This window comes from Solimonas sp. SE-A11 (genome assembly GCF_030345715.1).
Lineage (GTDB): Bacteria > Pseudomonadota > Gammaproteobacteria > Nevskiales > Nevskiaceae > Solimonas_A.
This window is the reverse complement of sequence record NZ_JAUASX010000011.1, coordinates 35261-49846: the sequence shown is the minus strand read 5'-3', so window position 1 is coordinate 49846 and position 14586 is coordinate 35261. Positions and strand designations below refer to the sequence as shown.

Genomic DNA, 14586 nt, shown 5'->3' with positions numbered 1-14586 from the left:
GGGCACCGCGCCCTGGCACGACGATCAGCCGGCGAGTAACTCGTCGAGTTGGCCGAACGTCTCGGACATCCCGTCGTAAGCCCCCGAGGCCATGCCGGCATCGGCGGCCTCCTTCGTCGCGTAGCGATCGCGCAGGACCAGCAATGTCCTGCCCGTCTCCTCCTCGAAGCTGGCCGTGGTCACGGCTCCATCCTCGCCGCTTTCCTCATTGGTCCAGGCAAGCCGCGAGTACGGCACGACTTCGGTATAGGTGCCGTAGAACGCCATCGTCGAGTCACCGTGGCGGAACACCAGGCGGTACTTGCCGCCGACGCGCGCATCGATCTCGCAGGACAGCAGCATCAGGCCCAGTGATTTCGGCACCCACCACTGCCTGAAGAGATCCGCCGTGGTGAAGGCCTCGAACACAAGGCGCGCTGGCCCATTGATGGTACACGTGACGACGATCTCCCGGTCGGAAACGCGTTCCGCGCTGGTGCGGCTCATCGGTGCCGGATCAGCGTTTCCTTTTACGTCCATCGTTCCTCTCCTTGCGTTTCAATTTCTCGACGACCAACTCCGGCGTGTCGAAGCGTGCTTCCCAGAGCTGGCGACAGCGCTCCAGGCAGGCCGCCTCTTCCTCCTGCCGGCGCGGGCCCAGCTTACAGGTCCGCACGCGGCCGACCTCTCGGTGGTGGCGAGCACGGCCTGCTCCAGCACGCCTACCTGCTTCTTGCAGTTCAAGGCAACGGATTCTTGCGCTTCCCTAACGATCGCACGTGCCGCCAGGCAGCCACGTCATGATAATTTTTTAAATTCATGAACTTATTAACATTTTAAGATGAGCACAGCGCAACATTCTCAAGCAAGCCGCCCCCCTTGAAAGCGCCCCGGCCGTCCCTACAACGCAGGATGTCGGAACGCTGCCCGACGGGTTCCGACGAAAACTTCGCTAACCGCTAGGAGGTTGTTATGAACTCGATTTCCTTGACGCCACTGTTCCGGTCCTCGATCGGCTTTGATCGCTTTAACGATTTCTTCGAATCGGCGCTCGCGGCCCAGAGTGTTACCTACCCGCCCTACAACGTCGAAAAGCGGGGCGATGACAACTACCGTATCGTCGTGGCTGCGGCCGGCGTGGATGAGAGCGAACTGGACATCCAGGTCGTCCGCAATATGCTCACGATCAGCAGCGCCCGTCGCGAGTCTCCTGGAGAAGAGTCCCAGTATCTGTACCAGGGCATCGCGCAGCGCGCCTTCAAGCTTTCGTTCCGTCTCGATGACTATATCGAGGTAGAGGGCGCCAGCCTGAAGAACGGTTTGCTGCACGTCGACCTTGTGCGTCGCCTTCCCGAGGCTGCCAAGCCGCGACGTATCGCGGTCAATGCGGACCTCAAGGCGGTAGCCAGTTCGAACGTCGTTTCGATCGGCCAGACGGCTTGAATCCACCAGATGCAGTGGGGGCGCACTGGCGCCCCCACTGCCATGCCGACCTCAAAGTGATAGCGCCACCAGAGTTTGATATAACGCGGACCAATGAATCCCGGACTGCCAGGCCCCAACAGGACTGCATCTGGCCGCCTGCAATGCCGCCATACGAGCAACATTTCCCGGTGCAATTGCTAATCGGGTAAGAACCTCGTCCGCTCGAGTCCGGCCGGTTGCGCAGCTTGATCAAACCGAAGCTCCTGAAAGGGCGCGCCGCCAGCGTAACCGCGACCAGGTAGGCGACCCGATCGATCTTCGGCGAATAGCGGTCCTCACCTTCGCTCGGCGCCGCTTCTGGCGCGCGGGCGAGGCGATGGGCTTACGGAGGGTTGGCCGGCAATCAGGCCACCGAGACTATCGCCACTCCAGGAGGGCACTCGCTTTCCAGGACTTGGCACAACATGAAAGGGTGCCGTCACTCCAGCACGAAAGCCGCCTGCTGATCGAACGAGTTCTGCTCCCGGAAGTTCGACAATCCCACGCCCACCAGCCGGTATAGCGTCTTCTCCTCGCCGCTCACGCGCTCGCGCAGCGACAGCGCGATGCTTGTCACCTCCTCCACCGATGACGGTGGCGATGGCGGCGTCAGGCTGCGCGTGAGGATGCGGAAGTCGGCGGTCTTGAGCTTCAGCACCACCGTGCGGGCGATGCGCTGGGTCTTGCGCGTACCGGCCCAGGCCTTCTCCGCCAGCCGCCGGATCGCCGCTTCGGTCTCGGCCAGGGGCACGTCGCGTTCGAAGGTATCCTCCGCGGAAACCTGCTGCAGCGGCCGGTCAGGCACCACCGGCTCCTCGTCGATGCCGCGCGCCAGTTCGTAGAGTCGCTGGCCGTAGCGCCCGAACTGCTGCGCCAACTGCCCCTGCGTCAGCTCGCGCAACTGCGCGATGTTTCGTACGCCGATCTGCTCCAGGCGCTTGTCGGTGACCTTGCCGATGCCGGGGATGCGCGCCGCCGGCATCGGCGGCAGCACCGTGTCGATGTCGGCCGGGCGGATCACGAACAGGCCGTCGGGCTTGCGCATGTCGGAAGCCAGCTTGGCCAGGAACTTGTTGGGCGCCACGCCGGCCGAGGCGGTGAGCTGCAGTTCCTCCCGGATCGCCTCACGGATCGCCTTGGCAACGTCGGTGGCACTGGGCAGGCCCAGCTTGTTCACCGTGACGTCGAGGTAGGCCTCGTCCAGCGACAGCGGCTCCACCAGGTCGGTATGGCGGTGCATGATCTCGCGCACCTGCCGCGACACCGTGCGGTAGCGCGTGAAGTCCGGTGGTACGAACACGGCTTCCGGACACAGGCGTTCGGCACGCACCGCCGGCATGGCCGAGCGCACGCCGAAGGGGCGTGCCTCGTAGGACGCGGCGCAGACCACGGAGCGGTTGCCACGCCAGGCCACGACCACGGGCCGGCCGCGCAACGAAGGGTCGTCGCGCTGCTCCACGGAGGCGTAGAACGCGTCCATGTCGACGTGGATGATCTTGCGCACGGGGCTCAGGCTAAGATCGGTCGCACCGACTATGCAAATGGGGGACTCCATGAGCCGCAACCTGTATCAGGGCCTGCTGTGGCTGTTCGGCCTCGGCTTCGCCGTGGCCTTCAACCTGATCGTGATGCCCGCCCTGCTGCGCGATGGCGACATCCCCGGCGCTTTCGCCGCCGGCTTCGTCAATCCCTATGCCTCCGGCTACGCGCTGGACGCGATCCTGTGCTGGTGCGTGCTGGCCAGCTGGGTGGCCCACGAGAAGACCACGCTGGGCGTCCGCCATGGCTGGATCGCCCTGGTGCTGGGTGTGGCGCCGGGAGTGGCCACCGGATTCGCCTTCTACCTGTTGCTGCGCCTGCGCCAGCAGGCGGGCACGCCGCCGGAGCCGTCCGCTACTTGAGATAGGAGCCGATGATGCCGACGAGTTGTTCCATCTCGTCGGCGTCCGTGCCCTCCACCGGCGCGAAGTGTTCGCGCAGGTGATCCTCCAGCACCTTAGCCATGAGGCCGTTCACCGCGCCCCGCACTGCGGCGATCTGCTGCAGCACGGCGACGCAGTCCGCGTCCCCGGACAGGGCCTCCTCGAGGCTGCCCAACTGCCCCTTGATGCGCCGGATTCGCGCCGTCAGAGCCTTGGCGTCGCGCGCGACATGTGCCATGAGCCGATCTCCATATATACTAGGGGGGAGTATATAGGAACGAGCTGCCGATGACCTCCCCCACCCATTCCCACGCCTTCAACGACGCCAAGCGCGGCGCGGAGAGCCGCACGCTCTGGGCCGCCCTGCTGACCGCGACGGCGATGGTGGTGGAGATCGTCGCCGGCTGGCGCTACAACTCGATGGCACTGCTGGCCGACGGCTGGCACATGAGCTCGCACGCGCTGGCGCTGGGACTGTCGGTGTTCGCCTATGTCATGGCCCGGCGCCTGGCGCGCGATGCGCGGTTCGCCTTCGGCACCTGGAAGATCGAGGTGCTGGCCGCCTATACCAGCGCCGTGCTCCTGCTGCTGGTCGCCGCCTCCATGGCCTGGCAGTCCCTCGCCCGACTGGTGGAGCCCACCGCGATCCACTACGACGAAGCGATTCCCATCGCCATCGCCGGCCTGGTGGTGAACCTGGTCTGCGCCTGGCTGCTGCGCGACAGCCACGACCACCACCGTGGACATGATCACGGCCATGCGCATGGCCTCGATCATGGGCACAGCCATCATCACCACGACATCAACCTGCGCGCCGCCTACCTGCACGTGATGGCCGATGCCGCCACCTCGGTGCTGGCCATCCTGGCGCTGCTCGGCGGCAAGTACTGGGCCTGGGGCTGGCTGGACCCGGTCATGGGCCTGGTGGGCGCAGCACTGGTCTTGGTGTGGGCAGTGGGACTGCTGCGCGAGTCGGGCCGCGCCCTGCTCGACGCCGAAATGGACGCTCCCGTAGTCGAGGAAATCCGCGAGGTGGTGCGCGACAGTCCGATTCCTGCCGAGATCAGCGACCTGCACGTCTGGCGCGTGGGACGCGACAAGTTCGCCTGCATCCTGGGCGTAACCACCGCCGGGCGTGCACTGCCCGAGGATTTCCGCCGCCAGCTCGCGGTGCACGAGGAGCTCGTGCACGTCACCGTCGAGGTCAATCCCAGGGGTTGATCCCAGGGGCCGATCCACACCCGGCTTGACACCAGCCGCCTCGCGTCCCAATACTTCACCATATGGTGAACTATAGACAGGACCGGCTGGACCGCACCTTCTCCGCCCTGGTGGACCCCACGCGGCGCGCGATGCTCGCGCGGCTGGAGCGCGGGGACGGTCTCACGGTGAGCGAACTGGCACAGCCTTTCGAGATCAAACTGCCAGCGGTGATGAAGCACCTGGACGTGCTCGATGAAGCCGGGCTGATCGTGCGCAGCAAGTCCGGCCGCACGGTCACCGTCACGCTGTCGCCCGAACCGATGAGGGAAGCCATGGACTGGTTGAGCCGCTACGAACGCTTCTGGGCCCCGCGCCTGGACCGCCTCGCCGCTTATGCCGAGGCCGAGGAGGCCAAGGCCCGCCGGAGAGGCAAATGACCACCAGCCTGACCCTGGTGCGTCGCATCGCCGCACGCCCCGGCATCGTCTTCGACGCTTTCGTCACGCCAGAGGCCATCCTCCAATGGTGGAGCCCGGACGAAGGCCCGGTGCTGGAGACGGCGGTCGACCTGCGCGTCGGCGGCCAATTCCGCGTGCGCTTCCGCACGATGGACGGCAAGGAACATGAGGGTAACGGGCGTTACCTGGAGGTGGAGCGCCCCCGCCGCATCGTCATGGCCTGGCACTGGAGCCACAACGGGGAGATGGACGAGCGCGCAGAGGAGTCGCGCGTCGAGATCGACCTGCGCGAGATCGACAGCGGCACCGAGCTCACCTTTACCCACGCACAACTCAAGACCGAAGCCTCGCGCGCCAGCCATGAAGCAGGCTGGACCGGGGCATTGTCCAGGCTGTCGGCCCTATTCGAGCGCCCAGGAGATCCTCATGCATCATGAAGTCGCTTCGCGCGAGGACTGGCTTGCCGCCAGCCGCGCACTGCTGGAGCAGGAAAAGGCCTGGACCCGCGAGCGTGATCGCCTGGCCGCGCTGCGACGCGCGCTGCCTTGGGTACGCGTCGACAAGCCATACAGCTTCCAGGGCGAGCAAGGCCCGGTGACGCTGGCCCAGCTGTTCGACGGCCGCTCGCAGCTGATCGTCTACCACTTCATGTTCGGGCCGGACTGGACCGAGGGCTGTCCCGGCTGCTCCCTGCTCTGCGACCAGGTGGACGGCGCACGCCAGCACTTCGAGCACAACGACGTCAGCTGGGTCGCGGTTTCGCGCGGCCCGCTGGAACGGCTGCAGGCCTACCGGCGCCGCATGGGCTGGAACTTCCGCTGGGTCTCCTCGGCCGGCAGCGACTTCAACTTCGACTACCAGGTGTCCTATCCCACCGGCACGCGTGACGCGGGAGTGGACTACAACTTCACCCGCATCCCCGACCCCGGCGTCGACGAACTCCCGGGCGTCAGTGTGTTCCACCGCGACGACAGCGGCGCGATCTTCCACAGCTACTCCAGCTTTGCCCGCGGCGGCGAGATGTTCCTACCGGTCTACGCCTGGCTGGACATCGTCCCCAAGGGCCGCAACGAGGGCGCCGACGGCATGGGCCACTGGATGCGCCGCCACGACGAATACCCCGATGACGGACGCCGCCAGGCAACGCCGTCCGCCAACCCTTCCTGCTGCTCCGCCGGAGCCCGATGATGCCCGTCTCGCCGAACGCCACTGCCGAAATCACCGCCTTCAACTGGGTGCCGCCCTTTGCGCATGGACTGGTGCGCGACCTGCGCGTGCGCTGGGCCTGCGAGGAGATCGGACTGCCCTACCGCGTACGCCTGCTCGACGCGCGCCTGCCCAAGCCCACCGGCTACGTGAAGGAACAGCCCTTCGAGCAGGTGCCCAGCTTCCGCGATGGCACCCTGCAGCTGTTCGAGAGCGGCGCGATCCTGCTGCACCTGGGTGAAAGCGACGAACGCCTGCTGCCGCGCGATCCGCTCGCGCGCAGCCGCGCCACCGCCTGGCTGATCTCTGCGCTCAACAGCGTCGAGCCCTCCGTGCAGAACCTGGCCTCCATCGACCTGTTCCACAGCGAGGAGGAATGGGCCCGGCTGCGCCGCCCCGGCGCCGTGGAGTTCGTGCAGCAGAAGCTGTCGCGCGTCTCGGCCTGGCTGGGCGAGCGCGAATGGCTGGAGGATCGTTTCACCGTCGGCGATCTGATGATGGTCACCGTGCTGCGCAACCTGCGCCACACCGACCTGCTGGCCGGCTTCCCCAACCTCGCCGCCCTGCAGGCCCGGGCCGAATCCCGCCCCGCATTCCAGGCGGCGCTGGCGGCACAGATCGCGGACTTCGGCGACTAGTCGCTTTCCACCGGTTCGTCCGGCTGGGGCGGCAAACCCGCCCAGGCCCGGATCGTCGCCGCGTTCGCTTCCACCAGCCGGCGGCCCTCGGCAATGGCCTGCGCCGCGCGGTGGAAATCCATCAGCGCATAGTTGTCCAGCACCGGCGACAGGATGATCTCCGCCGGATCACCGGCCATGCGGCTGCGCGTGATGCGGTCCTGCATGATGTTGATGCTGGCGCCCACCGAGTCGAAGAAGCTCGGGTTCTCGCCGTCGCCGCTGGACAGGTAGGTGACGGCGCGCTGCCACAGCGTGCGCTCTGCCTTAGTGGCCGGCTCCGGCTCGATCTCTTCCATCAGCGGGCGCGCCAAGTGCGCGCCTACCAGCTGCGCGTTGAGGTTGACCGCGATCACCACGTCGGCGCCCAGTGCGCGGCAGGCCGACACCGGCACCGGGTTGACCAGGCCCCCATCGAGCATCCAACGCCCCTCGAACTTCACCGGCGGGAACACGCCCGGCAGTGCGCAGGAGGCGCGTGCGGCCGGCAGGATGGATCCCTTGGTGATCCACACCTCGCGACCGCTCTTCATCTCGGTGGCGACGCTGACATAGCGTTGTTCCAGCGACTCGATCTCCGGATTCTTGTGGCGCTCCTCGAAGAAGCCGAAGAGACGCTCGCCCTTGACCACCCCGCCCGACAAGGTGAAGTCCATCAGGCTGAAGACATCGCGCGCGCTCAGGGTCTGCACCCACTCCGCGAACTCGTCGAGTTGGCCGGAGACATAGACCGCGCCCACCAGGGCGCCGATCGACGTACCCGCCACCACCTGCGGCCGCACGCCGATCTCCTCCAGCCCCTGCAGGATGCCGATGTGCGCCCAGCCGCGTGCCGAGCCGCTGCCCAGGGCCACGCCGATCACGTTGGGATTGCCGTCTTCCCTCATGGCCGCACCCTCAGCCGAACACCACGACGCTCTGGCGGCTCAGCGCGATCAGGCGCTGCGCCGGGCTCCAGACCGTGGTGCTGTGGCTGATGTAGCCGTTGGCGGCATTCACCACCTCGGCGTCCACCAGGAAGGGATCGGCGGCGCTGCCGTCGTACTCCTGGCTGAACAGCTCCAGGGTCCAGGTCAGCGAGCTGGCCGGTGCCGGCTTCTTCAGCAGCGACAGTCCCGGGCTCGGGATGATGTCGGCCAGGCCCAGCAGCAGCAGTTCGTCACAGGACGGCTCGTCGCGCAGGCTGACGTAGATCTGCGTCTTGGGCACGGTGGAACCCTGGAAGGGAAAGGTTCCGCTGGCCCAGCGCATGCGCACGTTCTTGGTGAACACCGGGGTCGCCCCGGGGATGAAGGGAATCTCCCGCGCGCTATCAAAATCCTTGGGCACCGCCGGATACGGCAGGCTCACGTTGACCTGCGACTCGCGTGCGCTGCCGAAGATGCCGAGCACGCTGCAGGCGACCTGCTCGCCGTCATACAGGCGCGCCTCCACCTGGGTGGCGGAACGGCCGCTGCGCAACACGCGCGCCTCGGCGCGGAAGCTACCGGCGCCCAGGGGCGCGATAAAGCTGGTCTGCAGCGTGCGCAGCGGCAGTTCCACCGGCACCAGACCTCGCATGGCCCTCACGGCGATGGCCGCCTGCAGTCCGCCGAATACCGTGCGCCCCTGCAGCCATTCCTCGCCCACGCTGGCGCTCCACTCGCCCCCGCCGCCGGTCATGGCCTGCAGGATTTCTGAAAATCGCATAAAAGGAACTCCAGAGGAGAAAACAATGAAAAAAAGGATGATGACGGGATTGTCTGCGATTGCCCGGCGACAGGCGAGCATCTTGCAGGAACCGGAGGCCCTGGGCTGCGGTCATTGCGGTGGACCCATTGCATAACCCAGGGAAGGGTTTCATGAGCACTGTCCGGGCCCCTTGCGGGCAGAATCGTTTGCACCCTGTTGCCCTGCTGCTGGCCATCTGCGGGCTGGCCGCCTGCGCCGGCAATCCACAGAAGCCGGAGGGCCCAGCCGACCCGTTGTCGGCGGCCACCGCCACCATCGACAAGATCGCCCCGGCCACCGCTCCCGTGCCGCCCGACCGCGTGTTCACCAGCGACCCGGTCCTGCCGGGCTCCGGCGGCACGGCGCCGGACGTAGTCGTCCCCAAGGGCGAGGTCAAGCCCGCGAACGCCTGCGACCAGGAGCCTCCGCAGGACGAGGTCCGCGTGGACCACGCACGCCGCCGCCTGGAGGAGATGACCTGCACCACGGCCATGTGGATCGATGGCCTGTTCGGAGACGAATATCACGTCGGGGCGGCACGGCAGGCCTATGGCCGCCTGCAGGTCTCGCACGACTGGTCCGAGTTCTACGGCAACAAGACGCGCGTGCGCTTCAACGTGCGTGCCGACTTCCCCAACATCAAGAACGGCCTCTCCGGATTCGTGGGGCGCGACGACAGCGACGCCTTCCTGCGCGATCGCAGCGAACGCTTCGGCCTGCGCTCGCAGTTTCCCAGCCTGGAGGGCGATGATGCCTGGCTCGCCGGCCTGGGCTACTCCCTGCCCGGCAACCGCAACTTCCGCTCGGATTTCCGCGTGGGTGTGCGCGGCCTGGCGTCGCCGATGCTGTTCGTGCAGAACCGCATCGGCTACATCCCCTGGTCCAACGACGACCACCTGCTGTACCTGCGCGCGACCCCGTTCTGGAATACCGACGACGGCTTCGGCTTCACCAGCGGCTTCGACCTGAGCAAGGTGCTGAGCGACACGCGCCTGCTGCGCTGGAGCAACGTCGCCACCATCACCCAGGAATCCGAGGGCGTGGACTGGTACAGCGGCCTGATCCACTACAAGTCGCTCGAAAAGCGGCGCGCCGTCGCGCTCGAAAGCTTCATCCGGGGCTCGACCGAGGCCGAGGTGCCGCTGCAGGAATACGGCGTCCAGACCATCCTGCGACACCCGATCATGCACGCCCGTCTGTGGGGGGAGTGGGTGCTGGGCTACACCTTCCCCCGCGAGTTGCGCTCGCAGGACCGGGAAGGTTCGCTGGGCATTGGCTTCGGGCTGGAACTGCCCTTCGGCGAGCGCTACGACGACTGACCGGCGCCAGAAGCGAAAAAGGCCGCCCGCTGAATGCGGGCGGCCCTGGAATCCGCTGGCGGATTCTTAGGAGCCGGTCTTCAGGCGCAGGTCGTTCTTCACTTCCTTGACGCCGGTCACGGACTTGGCGACCTTCTCGGCACGATCCTGCTGGTCCTTGGTGTCGACGAAGCCCGACAGCTGGACAGTGCCATTCTGGGTCTCGACATTGACGTCCATGGCGCTCAGGTCCTTCTCGCGGATCAACGCAGCCTTGACCTTGCCGGTGATGCTGGCGTCATTGGCATAGCGCTGCGTGTCGGTCTTGGCTTCCTTGGCGGTCGCAGAGGGGTGCGAGTCGGCCAGGGCGGCCAGGGGGAGGCCGGTCAGGCCGATGGTGGCGGCCACAATGGCGGCTTTCAGCTTCATGATTCACTCTCCTTGTGAGGGGAAACTTCCGGACTCCTGTCCGGTCCTAGCCATCATCGTGCAAAGCTGCTTAACACCCACTGAATCAGCCACTTGCATTAGAGTGGCCGCTCCCCTGGATACTTGGACACCGATGCCCCTGCTCCTGCTGCTCGCCTGGACCTTCCTGGAAACCCTGCTGCTGATGCGTCTGGGACGCAGCCTGGGAGGCGGCGTGCTGCTGCTCTACCTGCTGGGCAGCGCCGCGGCCGGCGTGCTGGTGATGCGCCGCCACGGGCTGGGCGCGCTGCAACAGGTCCGCTCCGCGATGTCGCGCGGAGAGATGCCGGCTGCCGCGATGATGGAAGGCCTGCTGGGCCTTGCCGCCGGCATGCTGCTGATCCTCCCCGGCCTGCTGTCGGACGCGATGGCGCTGCTGCTGCTGGTGCTGCGCCGCCGTGTGGCCCGGCAGATCGACCGCCGCATGGCGGCCGCCCGGCCGGACCTGCGCCGCCCCGTAGTCATCGAGGGCGAGTACCGCGAGACCACCCGCCCGCCCACCGCCCTGCCCCCGGAAAACTAGAGCACAGGCAACCAGCACAGATCATTACTCTGTGCATTGCCAGGAGCACAGATGAGGCGGAAAATCCTCTAGCCGACCCGATCCGGGCGGCTTGCGGGGGTACACATGACCAGCCTCGATCACGACACCCCCACAGCGCCCGCCCCCGAGGCACAGGGCGGCGACCCGCTGTACGAAACCGTGGCGCGGCGCCTGCTGGCGCAGATCGACGTGGGTGCGCTGCGGCCCGGCGACCGCGTGCCCTCGGTACGCGAACTCAGCCGCAAGACCGGCTACAGCATCACCACGGCCCTGAAGGCCTACGAGCACCTGGAGGCGCTGGGCGCCATCGAATCGCGGCCGCGTTCGGGCTACTTCGTGAGGCTGGAGCCGGCCAAGGCCCAAGCCCTGCCGCAGACCCTGGAGATCCCGCCAGGCCCCGCCAGCCTGATCTCGGCCGACGTGATCTCCAGCGTGCTGGAAACCATCAGCCGGCCCGGCCTGGTGCCGCTGGCCCATGCCTCGCCGGCACCCGAACTGCTGCCGGTGGCGCAACTGCATCACCTGACGCGCCGCCTGCTGCGCGAGGAGCCCAACGCAGCCGTGGGCTACATGATGCCCCCAGGACATGCCGGTTTGCGCCAGCAGATCGCGCGGCGGCTGGCGGGCCAGCGCTGCGAGGTTTCGCCGGACGACATCGTCATCACCAGCGGCAGCCTGGAGGCGATCAACCTCTGCCTGCGCCTGCTGTGCTGCGCCGGCGACACGATCCTGATGGAATCGCCGACCTACTCCGGGCTGCTGCAGGTGGCCGAGGAGATGCGCCTGCGCGTGGTGGAGCTGCCCAACCACCCGCAGCACGGCATCGACCCCGACGACGTCCGCCGCGCCATCCGCCGGCATCGCGTGGCAGCGGCGCTGTTCGTGCAGAACTTCAACAACCCCACCGGCTCGCTGCTGCCCGAAGAGGCCAAGCGCGACATCGTGCACACACTCAACGGCCATGGCGTTCCCCTGATCGAGGACGACATCTACGGCGAGCTGGGCTACGCCTGCGGCCGCGCGACGCCGCTGAAGGCCTACGACCAGGGCGACATGGTGCTGCACTGCTCGTCGCTGTCCAAGACGCTGTCGCCGGGCCTGCGCGTGGGCTGGGTGGCCAGCCACCGCTGGCGCCGCGAACTGATCCGCCACAAGTTCACCCTGTCCACCGCGACCAATTCGCTGTCGCAGATGACCGCCGCGGCGTTCCTGGAGTCCAGCGCCTACGACCGCCACCTGCGCACGCTGCGCGCCACGCTGGCGCGGTCCGTCGCGCGCTTCTCCGAGGCCGTGCTGCGGCACTTCCCGCCGCTGACGGCGGTATCGCGTCCGCAGGGCGGCTTCGTGCTGTGGATCGAACTGCCGCGCAACGTCGACGGCCTGGAGCTGTTCCAGCGGGCGGCGCGCGAGCGCATCTCGGTCAACCCCGGCGTGATCTTCTCGGCCAACGGCAGCTATCAGAACTACCTGCGCATCAACTGCGCCCTGCCCTGGACGGCGGAGATCGAACAGGCCATCGCCACCCTCGGCCGCATCGCTACCTGGCTCTCACGCCGCGGATAGGCACACCACCCATATGGGGGGACGCGTGGCCGGGCGGCAGCCGCTAGTCTGGATTCGCCGGGGTCCTCTAGCCTCCGGCACTCGCAGCGTTTGAATGACGGCGCAGCCTGGCGGTGAACAGCGGAATCCTGACGCAGGCGTGGGGGCGCAGCGAGGGAGTCCGCAGAGCCACAGGCCCGCGAACTCCCCAAGGCCGCCTCCGGGCGGCCTATTTTTTCTCAGCCGGCTTCACCCTTGCCGCTGGCGAACCAGTCGATCCTCCGGGTCAGGTACATGGCCAGCGCCAAGCCCAGGAACAACGCCACCGTGCCGCCGAGCAGCGCATAATCCTCAGCCTGCAGGATCGTGTACAGGTAGCCGTAGAGGCCCGCCAGCACACCGCCCACCGCCAGCGCGCGCCAGTTCCCGACCAGGCTGCGGCTGTACAGCGTCACCATCAGCGTCACCGCGACTGCCGCCACGCCATAGGCCATGGCAAAGCCGAAGTGCTCGGCCACCGACAACTGCAGCAAGCCGAACAGGCACAGGCCCGCACCCACGAAGCCGTACTGCATCGGATGCACGCGCCGGCCGGTGAGCGTCTCCCCCAGCCAGATCACCGCGAAGGTGCAGACCAGGGTCAGCAGCGCGTACTTGCTGATGCGCTCGGCCAGCAGGTAGGTGTCCACCGGCACCGCCAGGCTGACGCCGAACACCGAGGCCGTCAGTGCCTCACCCACCGGCGAGTGCTCGCGCCACAGCTGCGGATAGTCGCGCCCCAGCCAGGACACCGACCAGGCCGCGCTGAAGCCGCGCTCGTCGATCTGCCGCTGCACCGGCAGCCAGCCCCCCTGGAAACTCGGGTGCGGCCAACCGGCGCTGAGGCGCACCCGCGTCTCCTCGGCGGTGGGCGCAAAGGACAGGGCTTCCGCGCCGTTGACGGTGAGGGCGATCTCGAAACCGGCCGGCCCCTGGCCGAACAGCTCGGCACCGTCCGGCGACAGCGGCACGTGGATTCCGGCGAGCTTGCCCAGTTGCGCGCTGCCGAGCGAGGGACGGAAGCGCAGCCGCTTCCCCTGCCAGTCCAGCCAGGCATCGGCATGCAGCGAGCACGGCTCGCTCAGCGATACCACCAGTTCGGCCGCACTCCAGTCGATATCCTCGGGCCGCACGCCCCAGCGCGACAGGTCGGGCCGTACGAAATGCCCGCGCAGGCCCAGGTCGGCCTTGTACACCGGCATCTCGAACATGCCGCGGTGCCGCAGCTCCGTATCCAGCCGTGCATCCACCTGCAGGGTCTGCGGCAGCAGGTACAGGGCATCGGCGCGCGTGGTTTCGGTGATCTTGCCCTGGGCATCGGTGCTGCCATGTCGCGTCACGAAGGGCACGCGCAAGATCGGCCCCAGCAGGCGCTGGCTGCCACCCCAGGACGCGACGATGCTCGCGGCGGCCTCGTCACGCCGCGCCTCACGCTCCTGCACGACACCGCGGATCATCTGCGCCGGAATCATCAGCACCAGCAACAACAGGCCGATCAGCAGCAGGCGCCCGCCGGGGCTCTGGAACAGGCTGGTGCGCCGCGATGGCGGTGGCGGCGCAAGTGGCGCTTCAGGAAGCATGGACGACTCCTTGGTATGGAGTGTCCAAGGCTAGGCGGCCGCCAAGGCAGGCCCGCGCAGCGTCTGTGCAAATTCCGCGGAAGCGGGTGCAGATCCGGTGCAGCTAGTCGTTCTTGTTGCGCATCCAGTCGGCCGTGCCGGCCAGCGAGCCCAACAGCTGTCGCTGCAGCGGCTCGGGGATCTCGCTGTCCACCAGGGCACGCGCCATGCAGCCCAGCCACTGGTCGCGCTCCGACACGCCGATGGGAAACGGCAGATGCCGCGCGCGCAGGCGCGGATGCCCGAAACGCTCGATGTAGTAGTTGGGTCCGCCGCTCCAGCCGCAGAGGAACCAGAAGGTCTTGTCGCGTGAACCCGTCAGCTGCGGCGGATGCAGGGCGCGGATACCGGCAAAGGCCGGATCGCTGTCCATGTGGTCATAGAAGCTGTCGATCAGGCGGCGGATCACCGTCTCGCCGCCGAGCTGCTCGTAAAGCGTGGGAAGTGCGTCGTTCAT

The 14586-nt window shown here is 67.3% G+C and carries 18 protein-coding genes and 1 pseudogene; 10 read left to right on the top strand and 9 right to left on the bottom strand.

Features of this window, described 5'->3' with window-relative positions; genetic code table 11:
* Positions 1-24 precede the first annotated feature (24 nt).
* A complete protein-coding gene (locus QT386_RS13560; protein ID WP_289274312.1) occupies positions 25-519 on the bottom strand; it encodes an SRPBCC family protein in 495 nt (164 codons plus the stop codon).
* Positions 497-714: pseudogene (locus tag QT386_RS23445) on the bottom strand (ArsR family transcriptional regulator); the annotation flags it as partial. The gene QT386_RS13560 and the pseudogene QT386_RS23445, both read right to left, overlap by 23 nt.
* A gap of 237 nt (positions 715-951) precedes the next feature.
* Here QT386_RS23445 and QT386_RS13555 point away from each other — a divergent pair.
* Positions 952-1422: an Hsp20 family protein gene (locus QT386_RS13555; protein WP_289274311.1), complete on the top strand. Its 471-nt coding sequence runs from the start codon at positions 952-954 to the stop codon at positions 1420-1422.
* A gap of 460 nt (positions 1423-1882) precedes the next feature.
* Here the strand turns inward: QT386_RS13555 and dinB are convergent, their stop codons facing one another.
* A complete protein-coding gene (gene dinB, locus QT386_RS13550; protein ID WP_301334312.1) occupies positions 1883-2998 on the bottom strand; it encodes a DNA polymerase IV in 1116 nt (371 codons plus the stop codon).
* Between dinB and QT386_RS13545 the strand changes: the two genes are divergently transcribed.
* Positions 2997-3344: a DUF2834 domain-containing protein gene (locus QT386_RS13545; protein WP_289274309.1), complete on the top strand. Its 348-nt coding sequence runs from the start codon at positions 2997-2999 to the stop codon at positions 3342-3344. The two genes, dinB and QT386_RS13545, sit on opposite strands and share 2 nt — an antisense overlap.
* Here QT386_RS13545 and QT386_RS13540 read toward each other — a convergent pair.
* The gene (locus QT386_RS13540) at positions 3337-3603 is read right to left on the bottom strand and encodes a metal/formaldehyde-sensitive transcriptional repressor (protein ID WP_289274308.1); all 267 of its coding nucleotides are present in this window, start codon (positions 3601-3603) and stop codon (positions 3337-3339) included. The genes QT386_RS13545 and QT386_RS13540 overlap by 8 nt on opposite strands.
* Before the next feature lie 50 nt (positions 3604-3653).
* Between QT386_RS13540 and dmeF the strand changes: the two genes are divergently transcribed.
* The 5 genes from dmeF to QT386_RS13515 all read left to right on the top strand — a co-directional run bounded on the left by dmeF (position 3654) and on the right by QT386_RS13515 (position 6870).
* On the top strand, positions 3654-4586 hold the full coding sequence (dmeF, locus tag QT386_RS13535) for a CDF family Co(II)/Ni(II) efflux transporter DmeF (protein WP_289274307.1): 933 nt from the start codon (positions 3654-3656) through the stop codon (positions 4584-4586).
* A 62-nt stretch (positions 4587-4648) separates the two neighbouring features.
* On the top strand, positions 4649-5005 hold the full coding sequence (locus tag QT386_RS13530) for a helix-turn-helix transcriptional regulator (protein ID WP_289274306.1): 357 nt from the start codon (positions 4649-4651) through the stop codon (positions 5003-5005).
* The gene (locus QT386_RS13525) at positions 5002-5463 is read left to right on the top strand and encodes an SRPBCC domain-containing protein (protein ID WP_289274305.1); all 462 of its coding nucleotides are present in this window, start codon (positions 5002-5004) and stop codon (positions 5461-5463) included. Before QT386_RS13530 ends, QT386_RS13525 begins: the two co-directional genes overlap by 4 nt.
* Positions 5453-6214, top strand: coding sequence for a thioredoxin family protein (locus tag QT386_RS13520; protein ID WP_289274304.1), 762 nt, complete (start codon positions 5453-5455; stop codon positions 6212-6214). The genes QT386_RS13525 and QT386_RS13520 overlap by 11 nt, the downstream gene beginning before the upstream one ends.
* The gene (locus QT386_RS13515; protein ID WP_367401441.1) at positions 6214-6870 is read left to right on the top strand and encodes a glutathione S-transferase family protein; all 657 of its coding nucleotides are present in this window, start codon (positions 6214-6216) and stop codon (positions 6868-6870) included. The genes QT386_RS13520 and QT386_RS13515 overlap by 1 nt, the downstream gene beginning before the upstream one ends.
* On the opposite strand, the gene QT386_RS13510 is transcribed toward QT386_RS13515, so the two are convergent.
* Together QT386_RS13510 and QT386_RS13505 are read right to left on the bottom strand one after the other, a co-directional pair.
* A complete protein-coding gene (locus QT386_RS13510) occupies positions 6867-7796 on the bottom strand; it encodes a patatin-like phospholipase family protein (protein WP_289274302.1) in 930 nt (309 codons plus the stop codon). The two genes, QT386_RS13515 and QT386_RS13510, sit on opposite strands and share 4 nt — an antisense overlap.
* Before the next feature lie 10 nt (positions 7797-7806).
* On the bottom strand, positions 7807-8598 hold the full coding sequence (locus QT386_RS13505; protein WP_289274301.1) for an acyl-CoA thioesterase II: 792 nt from the start codon (positions 8596-8598) through the stop codon (positions 7807-7809).
* A gap of 152 nt (positions 8599-8750) precedes the next feature.
* On the opposite strand from QT386_RS13505, the gene QT386_RS13500 reads away from it, so the two are divergent.
* Positions 8751-9938 (top strand): hypothetical protein, encoded by a 1188-nt coding sequence (locus tag QT386_RS13500; RefSeq protein WP_289274300.1) that lies wholly within the window; start codon positions 8751-8753, stop codon positions 9936-9938.
* Between the two features lie 66 nt (positions 9939-10004).
* Here the strand turns inward: QT386_RS13500 and QT386_RS13495 are convergent, their stop codons facing one another.
* On the bottom strand, positions 10005-10346 hold the full coding sequence (locus tag QT386_RS13495) for a BON domain-containing protein (protein WP_289274299.1): 342 nt from the start codon (positions 10344-10346) through the stop codon (positions 10005-10007).
* Between the two features lie 133 nt (positions 10347-10479).
* Between QT386_RS13495 and QT386_RS13490 the strand changes: the two genes are divergently transcribed.
* Together QT386_RS13490 and QT386_RS13485 are read left to right on the top strand one after the other, a co-directional pair.
* Positions 10480-10908, top strand: a complete 429-nt coding sequence (locus QT386_RS13490; RefSeq protein WP_289274298.1) for an FxsA family protein — start codon at positions 10480-10482, stop codon at positions 10906-10908.
* A 105-nt stretch (positions 10909-11013) separates the two neighbouring features.
* Complete coding sequence (locus QT386_RS13485) at positions 11014-12492, top strand: PLP-dependent aminotransferase family protein (RefSeq protein WP_289274297.1); 1479 nt, start codon at positions 11014-11016, stop codon at positions 12490-12492.
* A gap of 218 nt (positions 12493-12710) precedes the next feature.
* Here the strand turns inward: QT386_RS13485 and creD are convergent, their stop codons facing one another.
* Together creD and QT386_RS13475 are read right to left on the bottom strand one after the other, a co-directional pair.
* Positions 12711-14090, bottom strand: a complete 1380-nt coding sequence (gene creD, locus QT386_RS13480; protein WP_289274296.1) for a cell envelope integrity protein CreD — start codon at positions 14088-14090, stop codon at positions 12711-12713.
* A 103-nt stretch (positions 14091-14193) separates the two neighbouring features.
* The gene (locus tag QT386_RS13475; protein WP_289274295.1) at positions 14194-14586 is read right to left on the bottom strand and encodes a group II truncated hemoglobin; all 393 of its coding nucleotides are present in this window, start codon (positions 14584-14586) and stop codon (positions 14194-14196) included.

What these genes read in the sequence shown, in the direction of transcription:
- QT386_RS13560 (WP_289274312.1), bottom strand. Translation starts at nt 519, where the DNA reads ATGGACGTAAAAGGAAACGCTGATCCGGCACCGATGAGCCGCACCAGC.
- QT386_RS13555 (WP_289274311.1), top strand. Translation starts at nt 952, where the DNA reads ATGAACTCGATTTCCTTGACGCCACTGTTCCGGTCCTCGATCGGCTTT.
- QT386_RS13545 (WP_289274309.1), top strand. Translation starts at nt 2,997, where the DNA reads ATGAGCCGCAACCTGTATCAGGGCCTGCTGTGGCTGTTCGGCCTCGGC.
- dinB (WP_301334312.1), bottom strand. Translation starts at nt 2,998, where the DNA reads ATGGAGTCCCCCATTTGCATAGTCGGTGCGACCGATCTTAGCCTGAGC.
- QT386_RS13540 (WP_289274308.1), bottom strand. Translation starts at nt 3,603, where the DNA reads ATGGCACATGTCGCGCGCGACGCCAAGGCTCTGACGGCGCGAATCCGG.
- dmeF (WP_289274307.1), top strand. Translation starts at nt 3,654, where the DNA reads ATGACCTCCCCCACCCATTCCCACGCCTTCAACGACGCCAAGCGCGGC.
- QT386_RS13530 (WP_289274306.1), top strand. Translation starts at nt 4,649, where the DNA reads ATGGTGAACTATAGACAGGACCGGCTGGACCGCACCTTCTCCGCCCTG.
- QT386_RS13525 (WP_289274305.1), top strand. Translation starts at nt 5,002, where the DNA reads ATGACCACCAGCCTGACCCTGGTGCGTCGCATCGCCGCACGCCCCGGC.
- QT386_RS13520 (WP_289274304.1), top strand. Translation starts at nt 5,453, where the DNA reads ATGCATCATGAAGTCGCTTCGCGCGAGGACTGGCTTGCCGCCAGCCGC.
- QT386_RS13515 (WP_367401441.1), top strand. Translation starts at nt 6,214, where the DNA reads ATGCCCGTCTCGCCGAACGCCACTGCCGAAATCACCGCCTTCAACTGG.
- QT386_RS13510 (WP_289274302.1), bottom strand. Translation starts at nt 7,796, where the DNA reads ATGAGGGAAGACGGCAATCCCAACGTGATCGGCGTGGCCCTGGGCAGC.
- QT386_RS13505 (WP_289274301.1), bottom strand. Translation starts at nt 8,598, where the DNA reads ATGCGATTTTCAGAAATCCTGCAGGCCATGACCGGCGGCGGGGGCGAG.
- QT386_RS13500 (WP_289274300.1), top strand. Translation starts at nt 8,751, where the DNA reads ATGAGCACTGTCCGGGCCCCTTGCGGGCAGAATCGTTTGCACCCTGTT.
- QT386_RS13495 (WP_289274299.1), bottom strand. Translation starts at nt 10,346, where the DNA reads ATGAAGCTGAAAGCCGCCATTGTGGCCGCCACCATCGGCCTGACCGGC.
- QT386_RS13490 (WP_289274298.1), top strand. Translation starts at nt 10,480, where the DNA reads ATGCCCCTGCTCCTGCTGCTCGCCTGGACCTTCCTGGAAACCCTGCTG.
- QT386_RS13485 (WP_289274297.1), top strand. Translation starts at nt 11,014, where the DNA reads ATGACCAGCCTCGATCACGACACCCCCACAGCGCCCGCCCCCGAGGCA.
- creD (WP_289274296.1), bottom strand. Translation starts at nt 14,090, where the DNA reads ATGCTTCCTGAAGCGCCACTTGCGCCGCCACCGCCATCGCGGCGCACC.
- QT386_RS13475 (WP_289274295.1), bottom strand. Translation starts at nt 14,586, where the DNA reads ATGAACGACGCACTTCCCACGCTTTACGAGCAGCTCGGCGGCGAGACG.